Origin of the sequence: Pseudomonas sp. S30 (assembly GCF_016518545.1) — a bacterium.
In the GTDB taxonomy this organism is placed as follows: domain Bacteria; phylum Pseudomonadota; class Gammaproteobacteria; order Pseudomonadales; family Pseudomonadaceae; genus Aquipseudomonas.
The window spans coordinates 1-14,927 of record NZ_JACVTO010000027.1 but is presented as its reverse complement, the minus strand read 5'-3'; the positions used below and the strand labels follow the sequence as shown (position 1 = coordinate 14,927).

Below are 14,927 nucleotides of genomic sequence, written 5' to 3'. Positions count from 1 at the left end.
TCAGCGGTCAAGATCCAGCCTGCGCAGCGGATTGGCCACCTGTCCCTTGCCGAAGGGCATGCTGCCCGGGCCGCCACCGCGCTCGATCATCGGCCGCAACAGCAGTTTCTGCGGCCAGGCCGGCACTTCGAACAGTTCGTGCACGAGCATGGCCCGGGCTTGATCCTCGAAGCCGATCGCCTCGATGCGCGCGCGCAGCACCTGGCTGAGCACCCGCCAGCCCTCGACGGCTGGCAGCCGATAGACCGCCGCCAGGGTCTCGATGATCGCCCGCAGGTTCACCTGGATACCCAGGGTCTGCAGCCAGAACAGCAAGTCTTCGGGCCGGTCGTGGTAAAGGGTCTGGGCATGGCCTTTCTTGATCCGGTACTGCGGGTCGAGCAGGCCGTTGCGCTCCAGCCACGGCACGTACAGGCGCAGCGAATCGTGGTCGCGCAGCAGCAGCCCCTCGGCCTGACCGTCGCGCCATACCAGCACGGCGTTCTGCCCGTGCACCTCGCCGAGCATGCCCAAACGGAACATGCGCAGGTTCACGTCGAAGAAGCGCTCACACAGCTCGCCGAACAGTTTCAGCACTGATTCCGGCGATGCCGGCAGCCCACGCACATGCATCCAGTGATCGAAGAAATGCCCCTCCTGACCAGGCAAGGGCGTGGCCAGCGCGGCCATCGGCAGCAGGCGGTAGTCGCCTTCGAGCAGTGCGGGTGGATAGCGCCGCACCAGCGCCGAGAGGTGCCGCGGCGCCTCGTCGAACAGGCTGGCACCGGCCGGCATGTACGCCCACCAGCGGCCTTCCTCGCACAGGTGCAGGCTCTCGCGCAGCTGCACGTCACGCTCACGGCCTTGGCGCAGCAGCGCCTCGCTCTTGTCGGCATTGATCATCTTGACCGCCGGCAGATACCGCGACGCACCCAGCGAGTACACCGCCATGGGCAGCTTGATCTGGTCGGACGCACTGGCGCCGCAGGCGAGCGAGCGCAGCGAAGAGGTGGGATGGAAACGGCCCTGCTCGAACGCCAGCACCCGGCATACCCCCTGCTCGAAGGCATCGCCGAGCAGCTCGGGCAGCCGGTGCTGCAGTTGCCACGGGTGAACCGGCAGCGCCAGGTGCGTGTCGGCAAGGCCGGCCTGCTCGAGCTCGGCGTGCAAGGCCGCACGCTCGGCTGGGGTCAGCAGGTAGTCGGCTGGCTGGTCACTGGCAAGGCTGGCCAGGCCCTGGCCGAACGCCAGGCTGTGCTTGGCGACCGCCACCCAGTTGAGCGCCACCGGCTCGCCGAACTCGGCCTGGTAGGCCTGGTACTGCGCGTCATCCAGCCCCTGCTTGGCCTTGGCCAGGGGATGGAATGGCCGGTCGCGCAGCGATGCCCATTGCTCCATCGCCAGAAAGAACGCTGCGCCACGCTGGGCCAGCGCCGCCTGCGGCTGTACCCGATGCCCCAGCGACAGTTCGGTCTGCCGCACGCTGATGCCCAGCACCTTGAGGAACAGCTTCACGCCCTCCTCCTGACCCGCCGGGTCCTGGGCCATGCCCTGCACGGCCAGGGTCATGAAATCTTCCGGCGTGAGGCTCTGCACACTGTCGCCCTGGGTGGCCCAGACCGGCGTGCCAGGCACTTTTTCCCAGTCCTGGGTGATGCCGGGTCGCACCGCCACGGCAAGGCCGCGCTGTTCGCGGGCGTCGTAGTTCCAGTGCCAGATGCGGTGCTGCGAGGCGTCGGGGGTCAGCGTCGCCTGGGGGTAGCGGCTGTGCCACTGGGTGGCGTCGATCAGGTGGGGCTCCAGCGCGCCGAAGAAGTCTTCGGCCACCAGGCAGTCGAACAAGTCTTGCATCACCAGCATGGCGCCGGTGGAAGTAGGGTCGAGTTTCATCTCAATCGGTTCCTCGGTCTGAGGTCGTGGCCAGTCTGGCCTGGAGGGCGCGGAACGCGATACCGCGTTCGTCGCCCAGTACGAATGCATTCACGCCACGCTCACGCCAGCGGGCATGGTCGCCCGGGGCGCGCGGGATGGCGCAGTAGGGCACGCCGGCGGCCGTCGCCGCGCGCCAGGTGTCGAGCAGCGCTTGTTGCACCGCAGGCTGGTCGATTCGCCAGGGCATGCCCAGCGATTGCGAGAGGTCGGCAGCGCCTTCCAGGATCATGTCCAGCCCCGCTACCGCGGCCAGGCGCTCGGCCTGGCGCACGCCCTCGGCGCTTTCGATCATGGCGATCACCATCACCTGGGCGTTGGCCTGGTCCACGTAGTCGGCAAGCCGCGGCTTGCCGAACGAGCCGGGCCGCCCGGCGTTGAGACTGCGCTCGCCATGCGGGTGGTACTTGCAGGCGCGGACCGCCGCCTCGAGCTCGCCGACCTGTTCCACGCGCGGTAGCACGATGCCCTGGGCACCGCCGTCCAGCAGCCGCAGCATGCGCTTGGGGCACAGGTCCGGCACCCGCACCAGCGGTGTGAGCCCGTAGCTCTCGGCCGTGCGGATCATGTTCTCCACGGTCTCTGGATTGATCAGCACATGTTCCAGGTCGATGATCGCGAAATCGTAGCCGGCTTCGGCGATCAGCTCGATGGCGACCGGGCTTGGGATCGAGGCGATCAGCCCATGCACCGGCTGCCCTGCCGCGAGCGCCGCCTTCAGGCGATTGGTCCTCAGCATGGGGTAGGCCTGTGTGGGTGGAGTGGGTTGGGCACCGTCTTGAATCGCCGCTCACCGTCGCCCAGCAGGCGCCGCTGGGTCAGCGCTTCCACCTCGTAACTGGGCGCGAACACATCGAATGCCGCGAAGCGCGCGGCGTGTTGCGGGTGCGCGGCCTGGTAGTCGAGCACCACCTGCGCGGCCATCGCCCAGAACGCCCCCTCGTCCAGGCCGTACTGCTGGCGCAGAAAGATCGCCATTTCGCCCAGGCAGACGAAGAAGAAAGCATCGCAGGAGAAGTCGCGCACCGCCCCCAGGTCATCGGTGAGGATGAACGAGTTGCGGTTGATCCGCGCGTGGCTCTCCGGCAACGGCATCAGCTGCGGTGCCCGTTCGGGGCGCGCCAGGTGGGCGGGGCTGTAGCGCACGCCGTCGTGGAAGTCCTTCAGTGCGATGCGCTCGGGCCAGCCGTCACGGTGGATCAGCACGATGTTCTGGCCGTGCGATTCCATGCCGATGCCCTCGGCGTACAGCATGTGCACGATGGGCGCGATACTCACCCGCAGCAGTTGCGCGGTCCAGGCGTGCAGGCCATGGCGTTCGATCCACGGCGCGATGAAGGGGCTGACCACCCCGCCGCCGTAGCGGTTCTCCAGCGCGCTCAGGCCATTGAACGGCACGCCCTCCTCGCCTGGCTGCAGATACACATTCAGGTTTTCCCGCCAGATCGCGCCGAGGGTGCCATACACCTGCGCCTGGCGTGTGGCCGGCAGCCGTGCGTAGTCGAAGCTGGCGCCGGCGATCTCCCCGAGGATCACGAACCCCAGGTCGCGGGCGGTGGCGTCGGTGGCGATCAGGCCTTGCAGCCAGTCGGCGATCAGCGGCCCGTTGAGCACGGTGTGCCGCGCCAGGATGCGCGTGCTGGAGGTGTTGGTGATGCTCAGTGCCAGTTTCACGTAGGGCGCCGTGGGGTGATCGACGTTGGCCAGCGTACGGATCGACTGCTGCGCGCGATAGGCCGGCGCGGACGCGCCCAGGTACAGCACGCGCCCCTCGGCCAGCTCCTGTTGAAAGCTCGGCTGGATCACCTGCTCCCATTGCCAGGTGTGTACCGGTATCAGCTGGTAATCGGCCAGTGCGCGGTCCTGCTCGGCCAGCACGGCGCTGAACTCGGTCCAGCGTTGTTCGCCCACCACCTGCTGCCAGAAGGTGGCCTCATCGAGCTGTCGCGACAGCCCACTGCTGGCCAGCTCGCGCTCGACGCCCAGCCACACCAGCGCCAGCGGTGCTGCGAACTCCGGGCCGTACTGGCGATTGTCCGCCAGTGAAAAGCCGATGCGCGATTTGTAGCACGGGTGATAGCTGTGGGCATCCATGAAGTGGCGTTCCAATGCGTCGGCACCCAACTGCTGGGCCGGCACGGGCGGACGGTAGCCCTGGCTGCGCGCCTGCAGATCCTTGGCCAGGGTGTGCTCGAGCTCCTGAACGAACCGCGCCATGTGCGGGGTTTCGTGGAAATCGCCGAGCAGCTCCGACAGCGCCAGGTGCAAGGTTGGCCTGCTGACCTGCCCTCGGGCGTCGACACGCTGCAGCGTCGCCGCGTGCAGGCGGATGATCTGGAAGCTGTCACTGAGCAGGCCTTCGCAGCGGTACTGCACCGGCTGCGCGTCGGCGGCCTGGCCCTGCAGGGTGAACAGGTCGACGTCCTCGGCCCGCGTGTGGCGATAGGGCAAGACGTCTTCGTAGAGCAGCGTTTGCAGCAGTTGGCCGAGCACGCGCTCGGCCACCCGGCCATAGAGTTCGGCATCGACCTGCGTCGCAGGGGTGATCTGTTCGATAGGGGTCAAGTGTGTCATTTCAGTCCCTCAAGTACGATGTTCAGCGGCCGCCGCGTCGGGGGCGGCCGTGTCGGGGCTGGGCGTGAGCGGAAAGCGCCAAGCCAGGGGAAGGGTCAGCAGAATGAGCATGCCGGTGGCGTTGAACACCTCGCCGACGGCGCTGGCCAGGGCCCCCTGGCCAGCGTCGAAACCGCTGCCGGCGCGGGCTTGCAGCCACAACGAGCCCAGCACGATGGCCAGCGACGACAGCACGCGCCGGGAGATGTTGTTCATCGCCGCACCCTGGGTAACCAGGTGTTCGGGCAGCACGTCCAGTCCGGCGGTGGTCACCGGCATGTAAGAAAGGCCAAGGCCTGCGCCGCGTATCACCATCAGCAGGCACAGCAGCGGCAGGCCGGCGCTGGGGCCGAGCGTGCCGAGCGCGAAGGTGGCCAGGCCAGTGAGCAGCAGCCCCGCCGACACCACGCCGCGCGGCCCGTGACGATCCAGCAGGCGCCCGCCCCACTGCCCGAAGGCACTGGCGGCCACTGCTGTGAGCAGCAATGCGCTACCGGTCCACAGCGCGCTCTGCCCCATCACCATCTGCACCTGCAATGGAATCAGCACCAGGCACTGGAACATGCCGATCGACTGCACCACGGCGATCACCACACTGGTGCGGTAGCCCTCCAGGCTGAAGACGCGCAATTCCAGCAGTGGTGCCGGGTGGCGCAGTTCGTGGCGAACGAAGCCCGCCAGACACAGCAGCGCCAGTGCCAGACCCGCCAGGTTCAGCGGCTCGCTCAGCGCGTCCAGCCCATGCAACTGGCCGAGGGTGAGCATCAAGGCGCCGATGCCCAGCGCCACCAGCGCGTAGCCGGTGGTGTCGAACGGCTTGGGCTGGCCCGCGTCGCTCTGCGGCAGTACGCGCCAGCCCAGGGCCATGGCCAGTACGCCGATGGGCACGTTGATCAGAAACAGCGCGTGCCAGTCGAAGACCTCCAGCACCAGGCTGCCGCACAGTGGCCCCAGCGCTGGCGCCAGCATCACCGCCGCCCCCCACAGGCCGGTGACCCGGCCGCGCTCGCCCTTGGGATAAACGGCGAAGATGATCGCCAGCGACAACGGAATCATCAGCCCACTGGCCGCCCCCTGTACCGCGCGCGCCACGATCACCGCTTCGATGGAGCCTGCCATCGCACCCAGCAACGAGCCGCCGGTGAAGGCGGCCAGGCCGAACAGGTACAACGGCTTGCGTCCCCAGCGCTGGGCCAGATGGCTGGTCAATGGCATGGCCATGCCCATGCTCACCATGAAGGCCGCCACGATCCAGGTCGCCATCACCGGGCCTATCGCGAACGCCTCGATGAACGCCGGCAACGCCGGATTCAGCGAGCTGTTGTTCAGGCTTACGGTGACGGTACCCAGCAGCACGTTGACCACCACCAGCGCACGTGGAACCCGCCCAGGGCTCATCCCTGCCCCCCAAGAACCGGCAGGAAGCACTGCAAGGGCCGTGGGTGGCAGAGGAAGTCGGCGTGAGAAATGTTGTAGCCGTAGGCGCCTGCCATCGGCAGCACCAGCACATCGCCCACCTCCACCCCAGCCAGCGGCCAGTCACGGCTGAGCACATCCTTGGGCGTGCACAACTGGCCGACCACCGTACAGGGCTGCGTCGGCCCCGTGGGCTCGCGCCCGCCAGCGGGCAGGTGGATGATCGGATGATCATGCCCCTGGGCCACCGGCAGGCGGAACTGGTGCGTGCCGCCGCGGCACACCACGAAACGCTTGCCATGGCTGGTCTTGATGTCGAGCACCTCGATGGCGTAGTAGCCGCAGTAGGCGCTGATGAAGCGTCCCGGCTCGAAGCGCAGCACCGGCCGGTCGGCCAGCGCGTCCAGGCGCCGCTCCAGGTGCCGGCACAGCCGGGCCCAGGCGAAGCGCTCGCCGCCCAGGTAATCCACGCCGATGCCGCCGCCCACGTTGAGGTGGGTGATGCTCTGAGCACAGGGTGCCAAGGCCTTCCACTGCGCCCAGCGCTCCAGGTACAGATCGAGCAACTGCTCGTGGCGCTCCACCTGCTGCTGATGGGACAGCGCATGCACGTGAAAACCCTGCAACTCCAGATGAGAGCAGCCTTGCACGCGCCTGATCGCCTCGGCCACTTCGCTTTCGTCCAGCCCGAAGGGCGTCGCGGTACCGGCCATCGCCAGGCGGCTCGACAGCTGCGCCGGCAGCTCGGGGTTGACCCGGATGAAGACCCGCTGCACCCGCCCGGCCTGCTCGGCGGCAAGCTGCACGCGGGGGATTTCCGAAAGACTCTCCAGATGGATGGCCGACACGCCCTGACCGATGGCCGCGCGCAGATCGGAGTCCAGCTTGCCCGGCCCGGAGAACACGAAGGGCAACGGGCTTCCTGCCACTTGCAAGCGCTCGATCTCACCGCCCGAGGAAATCTCGAAGCCGCTCACCAGGGGTGCCAGCGTGCGCAGGATCGGCGCCTCGCTGTTGGCCTTGATCGCGTAGTACAGCTCGACCCCCTGCGGCAGCTCGGCCATGACCTGGCGGGCATGCTCGGCGAGCGCATCCAGGTCGTAGACGAACAGCGCCAACGGGTCCTCCTGGGCCGCCTGGGCCTGGGCGATGGCCTGGCGCACATCGACAGACAAGCGGTTCATCGCACCACCCTCCCCGCCCAGGGACTGGGCAACTGAACATAGGCCGCGTGGCGGTCGGCCTGGGCAGCCAGGCGCACCTTGAGGTTGGTCTTGCAGGCGATCGGACCGCCGACCAGCAGGGCGTCCAGCTCCGGCGCCGGCTGCAATAGTTCGTCGCGGATTTCGGCCAATTGCCGGTACACGCACCCCCACATGGCCGGGGCCAGTTCCGGCCGGTCCCAGCTCAGGGCCAGCACCGCCTCGGCGAGATGGTTGACGAACAGGCAGTAGCTGATGCGCTTGAAGCCTTGTTCGCGCGAGTAGGTCAGCGACTGGCGGACCCGCGCCGGCACCGCGGCCTGGAGGTAGTGCACGCCTTGCTCGGCCGTAAGCTTGACGCCTTCGAAGTCGCGCAGCAGCAGCTGCGCCGGTTGGCCGTTTTCGTGCACCAGTACCGCGTTCTGCAAATGCGGCTCCATCACCACGCCGTGGTTGAAGAACAGCGCCAGCACCGGGCGCAGCAGCAAGGCCTGGTAGCGCTCGAACCAGCTCAGCAACTGCGCGTCACCGACCGGCTTGCCGGTATCGCCCTGGAGGAAGTCCAGCACCAGCGGGCGCAGCTGCAGGTCTCGGGCGAACAGCGTACCGGCCATCAGGCAGCGGTCCGGGGACGTCTGGAGGCAGAAGTTCTCACGCAGGATGGCACCGGTCTGTTCGCGGAACCACAGCGCGTCCTCGGCGCTGGCCTGGGCCGGGGCCCAGCTCAGGGAGGCCGGCTCGCGCACCCATGTGGCCCCCCCGAGGCTGGCGGGCTGCTCGGTTTGCAGACGCTGGAACAACGCATCGATCAGCAGTGCGCTGTCCAGCTCGTACCAGGCGTTCTTGCGTACGCAATTGGTGATCCGCACGTTCAACGAACCCTTGAGGAAGTAGCGGTGGCCTTCGATGTACCAGGTGCGCATGGAGGCTGTCGGACTGGCCAGCGCGCCCTGCTCGCCCAGGTCGACCACCTGCCCGCTGGCCAGCAGCGGTGCCAGGCGCGCATCGGCCAGGAACAGCTGCGCCTGCACCGGGTGCAGGTAGATCACGGCGCGACCGGCAGCGGCCTGGCGTTGGTCGGCGAAGCCGTTCAGGGCCTCGGCATCGCTCAGGCCGTTGGCACGGATGGCCAGGCCGTCACGAGGTACCTCCAGCGCGTGCAGCCTTGCCTGGGTGCCGAACTCCGGGCCGTAGGCCCGCTGGCCGAGGTGCTCTGGCCATTGCCGGGCCTTGGGCGCCGGGTGATTGGGGTGGCCGAAATGCAGTCCCTGTTCACTGGCCAGGTAATCGCGCAGGGGCGCAGGATGGCGGGTGGACAGGGCGTGGTCGAGGATCGCCGCCGTCACCTGCTGGCTTTGCGACACTTGCGCGTGCAGCTCCTGATTACGCGCCCCGGCCATGTGTTCACAGGCACCGAGCACTTGCGTGGCCAGATCACTGAAGGCCGGGCAGGCCCACGCGCCCTCGCCCACGCGGGTGTACACATCGCCCAGGTAGCGCTGGCTGCCGAGCGGGTCCTGGCGGTCGACCAGTACGAACAGCTGGCGTCCCTCGGGCAGGTCGATCACCAGCGGCAGGCCACCACCGCGCAGCGCCCGCAGGTAGCCGCCTGGCGCCATGCCGCGCACGTGGGCCGGCCAGGCGTAGCTCAGGCGCTGCTCGGGCAGGGCGAACTCCTTGATCAGGCAGTTGAGCAAGGCATGGGTCGCCGCCAGCTCGCTGACCACCTGGGACACGCTGGCGCGGTTGCAGGGCTCGGCGGAATCGGCCACGGGCACTGGGTTCGGGGAGGCGGTGCGCGACCGCGCGAGCTCAGCCACGGGCTTCACCCAGGGCGCCCCGCAGGGCGCGTTCGAAGCGCGTCACCACCTCGTCGCACTGCGCCGGCGTGATGATCAACGGCGGCAGCAGGCGGATCACGCTGCCATTGCGCCCCCCGCGTTCGAGCAACAGGCCCTGCTCGAAGCACTGTTTCTGGATCAGCATGGCCAGGGCAGGGTCCATCGGGTGCGCGCCCAAGGCATCGGCGGGCTGGCGCTCGTCGACGATTTCCAGGCCCAGCATCAGGCCACGGCCACGCACCTGGCCGATGGCCGGGTAGTCCTTGGCCAGGGCCTGGAGGTCTCGTCGCAGCGCTGCACCGCGCTGCGCGGCCTGCTCGTCCAGGCGTTCGCGACGCAGCGTCTGCAGCGTGGCCAGGCCGCTGACCATGGCCATCTGGTTGCCACGGAAGGTGCCGCTGTGGGCGCCGGGTTGCCAGGCGTCCAGTTCGCGGCGCAGGCCCAATACGGCCAGAGGCAGCCCGCCCCCCACGGCCTTGGACATCACGATGATGTCCGGCTCGATGCCGGCATGCTCGTAGGCGAACATGCGTCCGGTACGGCAGAAACCTGCCTGCACCTCGTCGAGGATCAGCACGATGCCATGGCGCTGGGTGACCTCGCGAATCGTGCGCAGCCAGGCATCGGGCGCCGGGTTGGCACCACCCTCGCCTTGCACCGCTTCGAGGATCACCGCCGCGGGTCGGCACACGCCGCTTTCGACATCGTCGATGAAGTCGCTGAAATAGCGCGCCATCGCCTCGGCACCGGCCTGACCGCCGAGCCCGAAGGGGCAGCGATACTGGTGCGGATAGGGCATGAACTGCACGCCGGCCATCAGCGGGCCCAGGGCGTCTTTCACTGCGGTGTTGCCGGTCACGGCCAGCGCACCGTGGGTCATGCCGTGATATCCACCGCTGAATGCCACCACGTTGCTGCGCCCAGTGGCGGTCTTGGCCAGCTTGAGCGCGGCCTCGACCGCGTCGGCACCGGAAGGCCCGCAGAATTGCAGGCAGTAGTCGCGGCCCTGATTGGGCAGTAGCTCGAGCAGGGCTTCGCTGAAGGCGTCCTTGGCAGGGGTGGTCAGGTCCAGCGTGTGCAGCGGTGCGCCGCAGGCCAGAAACCCGGTCAGCGCCTCCATCACAGCCGGTGGATTGTGCCCGAGTGCCAAGGTGCCGGCACCGGCCAGGCAGTCCAGGTAGCGCCGGCCCTCGACGTCGGTCACCCAGACGCCCTGCGCGCTGGCGATGGCCAGCGGGAGCTTGCGCGGGTAGCTGCGCACGTTGGATTCGAAGCGCCCCTGGCGCCCGAGGTAATGGGCATTGTTCAAGGCCGCGGCGACCGGCTCGTACGCATCGAGCGGTGCCCTGGTTTCGCTTAGCATCGTGCTCTCCTCTTTCTGTTCGAAAGCCCGTCGGGGGCTCTCTCGCTTGGGTGGTGCACTCATCAGCGGCGCTGCACGAGGCAACGCCATCACGGCACGCCGGGGCGTGCCTGATCGTCATCCATGATCGCTGGGTCTTGTTATCAGGCAGGCCCCGCAGGGCCTGGGGTCAGAAGCCCACGGTGGCCGACAGCAGGTAGGTTCTGGGGGTGGACAGGGTCAAGCCGGCTTCGCTGTCGTCGGAGGCACCGGCCGAGGCCCAGAAGCGTTTGTTCATGACGTTCTCGACGTTGGCGCGCAGCGTGACATCCTTGCCCTCGACCTTGAAGGCGTAGCGGGCGCCCACGTCGAAGCGCTCCCAACTGCCGATTTCCTTGGTGTTGGCCTGGTCGAGATACTGCGAGCTGGAATAGATGCCACGACCGGTGAGGGTCACGCCCTGCAGGCCCGGCACATCCCATTCGGCGCCCAGGTTGGCGTTCAAGCGCGGAGTGGCCGGCGCCTTGTTACCATCGTTGGTGCCGCCCGCGGTGCCTTCGAGTTCGCTGTCGATGAACATCACACCGCCCAATACGCGGAAACCGTCGACCGGCTCGCCAAAGGCGCTCAGCTCCACACCATTGTTGACGCGCTTGCCGTTGGAGCCGAACACTCGGGTTGTCGTGTTGGTTTCATAGGCAGGCTGCTTGATGCGAAAGGCTGCCGCGGTCACCGTGATGCGACCGAAATCGTACTTGGCGCCCATCTCCACCTGACGGCTGATGAACGGCGGGAAGACCTCGTCCTCGTTGATGGAGGTCGACGGGGCGATCTTGCCTTGGCTCAGGCCTTCCATGTAGTTGGCATACAGCGACAGGCTGTCGGTGAGCTTGTAGAGCACGCCACCGGAGGGCGAGAATTTTTCCTCGTCGTAGTTGGTGGTCTCGGGGACGCCATTGGTCCAGGTGTTGGTTTTCACCCGCTGCCAGCGCCCGCCGAGGGTGACCAGCAGGCGGTCGTCGAGAAAGCCCAGGGTGTCGGACAACGCCACACCGGTGTAGCGGCTTTCGTTGTACACCTTGTCGTCAAGGCGCGTCGGCGTGGTCGGGTCGGGAATGTCCACCGGGTCGTAGAGGTTGCTGTTGCCCGACGCGTAGCGCCCGCCGCCGTTGGTGTAGTCCATGTAGAAGTAGCTGGCCGCCAGGTTGACCTCATGGCTCACCGGGCCAGTGCTGAACCAGTTGCGTACGCCAGCGGTGGCGGTACGCACGTTTTCATCGCGGGTGAAGTCGCGCGGCTGGACAGTGAAGTTGCCGGCGTCGTTGGTGACCGTCACGTTGTGGCGCAGGAAGTCGTGATTGCTCTTGCGTGCGCCCACCCCACCGTAGACCATCACCGAATCGCTGACGTCGTACTCGCCGTTCACCGCACCGAAGGTGTCCTTGGTGCGCGCCTTGCTCCAGGGTTGGGCGTAGTTGTGCCGCACGTCCTTGGCCGACGGCACCCGCGCGTTGGGTCCCACGATCACCCGCTCCTGCGGCGCATCGGTGTCACGCTCGGTGTGGCCGATGTCCGTGGACAGGCGCAGACGCTCACCGCGAAAATCCAGCCCCACCACCGCCATTTGGCGGTCGACGCTCTGGTGGTCCCATTCGGTATCGCCCGATTGCTTGACGCCGTTGAAACGCAGACCGAACTGGTTATCCGGGCCGAAGCGACGGCCGATGTCCACGGCGCCCCCCACCTGGCTGTTGGACGCATAGTTGCCGGTGAATTCGGTGATGGGCTTGTCGGTGGCGCGCTTGGGTACCACGTTGATGCCACCGCCGACGCTGCCGCGCGGCGAGATGCCGTTGATCAACTGGGTCGGGCCGCGGAAGATGTCCACCCGGTCGGCCATCTCCATGTCGATCGAGTAGGTGGGCAGCAGGCCATAGAGACCGTTGTAGGCCACATCCGTGTTGAACAGGCTGAAGCCGCGAACCGTGAACTGCTCGAAACGCCCGCCGGCCGGATTGGTCGCGCGCACGGCGGGGTCACTGGCAACCATGTCGCCGAGGGTTCGCGCCTGCTGGTTCTTGATGGCCTGGCCGGTGTAGGTGGTGAGGCTGAACGGGGTGTCCATGAAATCGCGCGAACCCAGCAGCCCTTGTGAACTGCGCCGCGCGACCTGACCGCCGGCGTAGGCCTGGCCTTCGTCATCGGCGAACGAGGTATGGGTGCCGGTGATGTTCACCGGGGCTATTTCCAGGCTATCGGTGGCCGGCGCCACCTCCAGGGTATAGGCCCCCGCCCCGACCGAGCGCAGTTGCAGGCCGCTGCCGGCCAGCAACTGAGCGAACCCACCCTCGACGCTGTAATCACCCTCGAGCCCCGGGCTGCGCCGACCGCTGACCAGTCCCGGGTCGACCGACAGGCTCACCCCTGCCTGGCTGGCGAAACCGGTCAGGGCATTGGCCAACTCACCCGCCGGCACATGATAGGCGCGGCTTTCTGCCGAGGCCGATGCCGAAAAGGCGCCAGTGGCGAACAGCATGCTCAGGCACAGGGTGTGGCCGTAGAACGAGGACGTCAGCCGGCCGCGTGAGCGGGCTCGCTGGCGGTGGGATGGAGGCATTGGCGGGTTCTCTTCGAGGTGGTTTACCTTCAATGACAAGCGAACCCGAAAAAGGGGACAGGCCAGGCGAATAATTTTGCAAAAAAATTCAGGCAGCCTTTTGCCGAGGGATCAGCGTGGCCCAGTAGCGCGTGCGCCACTGCACCTGCACCGGCAAGGTCGCCGCCAGTATGTCGAGAACCTGGTCGGGGTCGGCGAGGCGAAAGCTGCCGGTCACCCGTAGGGCTTCAAGCTCTGGCGCCCAGCGCAGCACGCCGGGGCGGTAGCGATCCAGATCGCGCAGCACATCGCCCAGCGGCTGGTCGATGGCCACCAGCACACCGTCGCGCCAGCCGAGCTGCCTGGGGTCGAAACGGCCGATCGGCCCCACGCCACGATCGCTCACCCTCACCTGCTGGCCACCGCGCAAGGCCAGGGCGCTGTAGCGCATCGGCGTAAGGTCGGCGCTGCCGGCGTACACCGCGAACTGGGCGGCGCTATCATCCTGGCGCACGTTGATCTCACCGCCACGCAAGCTGCACACGCCGTGGGCGGTGTCGATCAGGAACGGCAGGGTGTCGTGCAGGCGCAAGGCGATTTCGCCGCGGATCAACCTCACCCTTCGGCCGGCCTGATCGAGGTTCACGGCGGTGCCCGTATTCAGTTGCAGTTCGCTGCCATCGGCCAGTGTCAGAGTGCGACGCTTGCCAGTGCCGGTAGAGAAGTCGGCGCTCCACGCCGCCACGGGCATCTCGCGCAGGGCCATCCAGCCAGCCGGCAACGCCACGGCCAGCCCCAGCACGCCCTTGAGCATCTGGCGCCGGCTGTGTCCGGTGCGATCGAGGGTGGCCATGGCCAGCGCCGGTGGCACCTTGGCAAAGCGCGACCTCAGCGCCTGGGCATTGTGCCAGGCGCGCTCGTGGGTCTCGCACGCCTGGCGCCAGCGTTGCAGACTGGCCAGCTCGCGCTCGCTGAGCTCGCCCGCTTCCACGCGCACCAGCCAACGGGCCGCCGCCCGAGCCACTCGGCGGGCGTCGTCCTTCGCGGCGGGGTTCAGCACAGCTCCACCAGCAGGCAATGCTCGTAGGCCAGCGCCATGTAGCGCTTGACGCTGCGCTCGGTCACACCCAGGCGCTCGGCGATGTCGCGGTAGCCCAGGCCCTCGAGCTGGCTCAGCAAGAAGGCGCGGCGAGCGCGATCAGGCAGGCCGTCGAGCAGCTCGTCGAGTTCATGCAGGGTTTGCAGCACCTGCCAGCGGTGCTCAGGCGAAGGCGCGCAGGCCGGCGGCAGTTGCGCCAAGGCGTCCAGATAGGCCTTCTCCAGGCTATCGCGCTTGCGCAGGTTGACCAGCAGGCGCTTGCCGATGGTCAGCAGGTAGGCGCGAGGCTCTTTCAGATCGGCGATGCGCTGGGAGCCGGCCAGCACCTTCATGAAGGCGTCCTGGCTGAGGTCCGCGGCGTCCTGCCGGCTGCCCAGGCGACGACTGAGCCACTGCTCCAGCCAGCTTCGATGCCCCTGGTAGAGCTGATGGAAAGCATGCGCTTCGGAATCGCCGCGTTCGAGCATGATCTGCACCTGCAAAGACGTGAATGAGATCGATTGTATTTCACATCAATGCATCAAGGATACCTTCGGATAATGCTGGCCAGTCGATGACTGGATCCTTTCAGCAGTTGCCGGGCCTGGAAGCAACCGGCCCCACGGAGTCGAGCATACGTCAGCCGTCGAGTGGAGGGTATGGGAGCAAGCAGGTTTGCCCGCGTGTACGTGTGGCCGGCCTCGATCGGCGTCGACCATGGATCGCTCACCAGAAGCCGGCGAGGGTCCGTTGGCACGGGCTCGAAAGATCCAGGATCAAAGGGGGGGTGAGGAACTTTTCGCTGAAACGAAAAAAGGACCCTGAGGTCCTTTTTGGCCGACTTACGAACATCCGAATCTTGAATGCCGAAAGTCATGATTTGGAGCGGGAAACGAGACTCGAACTCGCGACCCCGACCTTGGCAAGGTCG

The 14,927-nt window shown here is 67.3% G+C and carries 10 protein-coding genes; all 10 read right to left on the bottom strand.

Going from position 1 to position 14,927, the window contains the following annotated elements; translation table 11 throughout:
* Window positions 1–1,869 (bottom strand): IucA/IucC family protein, encoded by a 1,869-nt coding sequence (locus IAE34_RS22305; protein WP_200141126.1) that lies wholly within the window; start codon window positions 1,867–1,869, stop codon window positions 1–3.
* Between the two features lies 1 nt (window position 1,870).
* Window positions 1,871–2,647, bottom strand: a complete 777-nt coding sequence (locus IAE34_RS22300) for an HpcH/HpaI aldolase family protein (RefSeq protein ID WP_200141125.1) — start codon at window positions 2,645–2,647, stop codon at window positions 1,871–1,873.
* Window positions 2,641–4,482: an IucA/IucC family protein gene (locus IAE34_RS22295; RefSeq protein WP_200141124.1), complete on the bottom strand. Its 1,842-nt coding sequence runs from the start codon at window positions 4,480–4,482 to the stop codon at window positions 2,641–2,643. Before IAE34_RS22295 ends, IAE34_RS22300 begins: the two co-directional genes overlap by 7 nt.
* A gap of 9 nt (window positions 4,483–4,491) precedes the next feature.
* A complete protein-coding gene (locus IAE34_RS22290; protein ID WP_200141123.1) occupies window positions 4,492–5,919 on the bottom strand; it encodes a DHA2 family efflux MFS transporter permease subunit in 1,428 nt (475 codons plus the stop codon).
* Window positions 5,916–7,121: a type III PLP-dependent enzyme gene (locus tag IAE34_RS22285; RefSeq protein ID WP_200141122.1), complete on the bottom strand. Its 1,206-nt coding sequence runs from the start codon at window positions 7,119–7,121 to the stop codon at window positions 5,916–5,918. Before IAE34_RS22285 ends, IAE34_RS22290 begins: the two co-directional genes overlap by 4 nt.
* Window positions 7,118–8,911, bottom strand: a complete 1,794-nt coding sequence (locus IAE34_RS22280; protein ID WP_325101009.1) for an IucA/IucC family protein — start codon at window positions 8,909–8,911, stop codon at window positions 7,118–7,120. Before IAE34_RS22280 ends, IAE34_RS22285 begins: the two co-directional genes overlap by 4 nt.
* Before the next feature lie 40 nt (window positions 8,912–8,951).
* On the bottom strand, window positions 8,952–10,343 hold the full coding sequence (locus tag IAE34_RS22275) for a diaminobutyrate--2-oxoglutarate transaminase (protein WP_200141121.1): 1,392 nt from the start codon (window positions 10,341–10,343) through the stop codon (window positions 8,952–8,954).
* Window positions 10,344–10,512: 169 nt separating this feature from the next.
* Complete coding sequence (locus IAE34_RS22270; RefSeq protein WP_200141120.1) at window positions 10,513–12,939, bottom strand: TonB-dependent receptor; 2,427 nt, start codon at window positions 12,937–12,939, stop codon at window positions 10,513–10,515.
* Window positions 12,940–13,027: 88 nt separating this feature from the next.
* The gene (locus IAE34_RS22265) at window positions 13,028–13,978 is read right to left on the bottom strand and encodes a FecR domain-containing protein (RefSeq protein WP_325101008.1); all 951 of its coding nucleotides are present in this window, start codon (window positions 13,976–13,978) and stop codon (window positions 13,028–13,030) included.
* Window positions 13,972–14,484, bottom strand: coding sequence for a sigma-70 family RNA polymerase sigma factor (locus IAE34_RS22260; RefSeq protein ID WP_200141119.1), 513 nt, complete (start codon window positions 14,482–14,484; stop codon window positions 13,972–13,974). Before IAE34_RS22260 ends, IAE34_RS22265 begins: the two co-directional genes overlap by 7 nt.
* Between the last annotated feature and the right edge of the window lie 443 nt (window positions 14,485–14,927).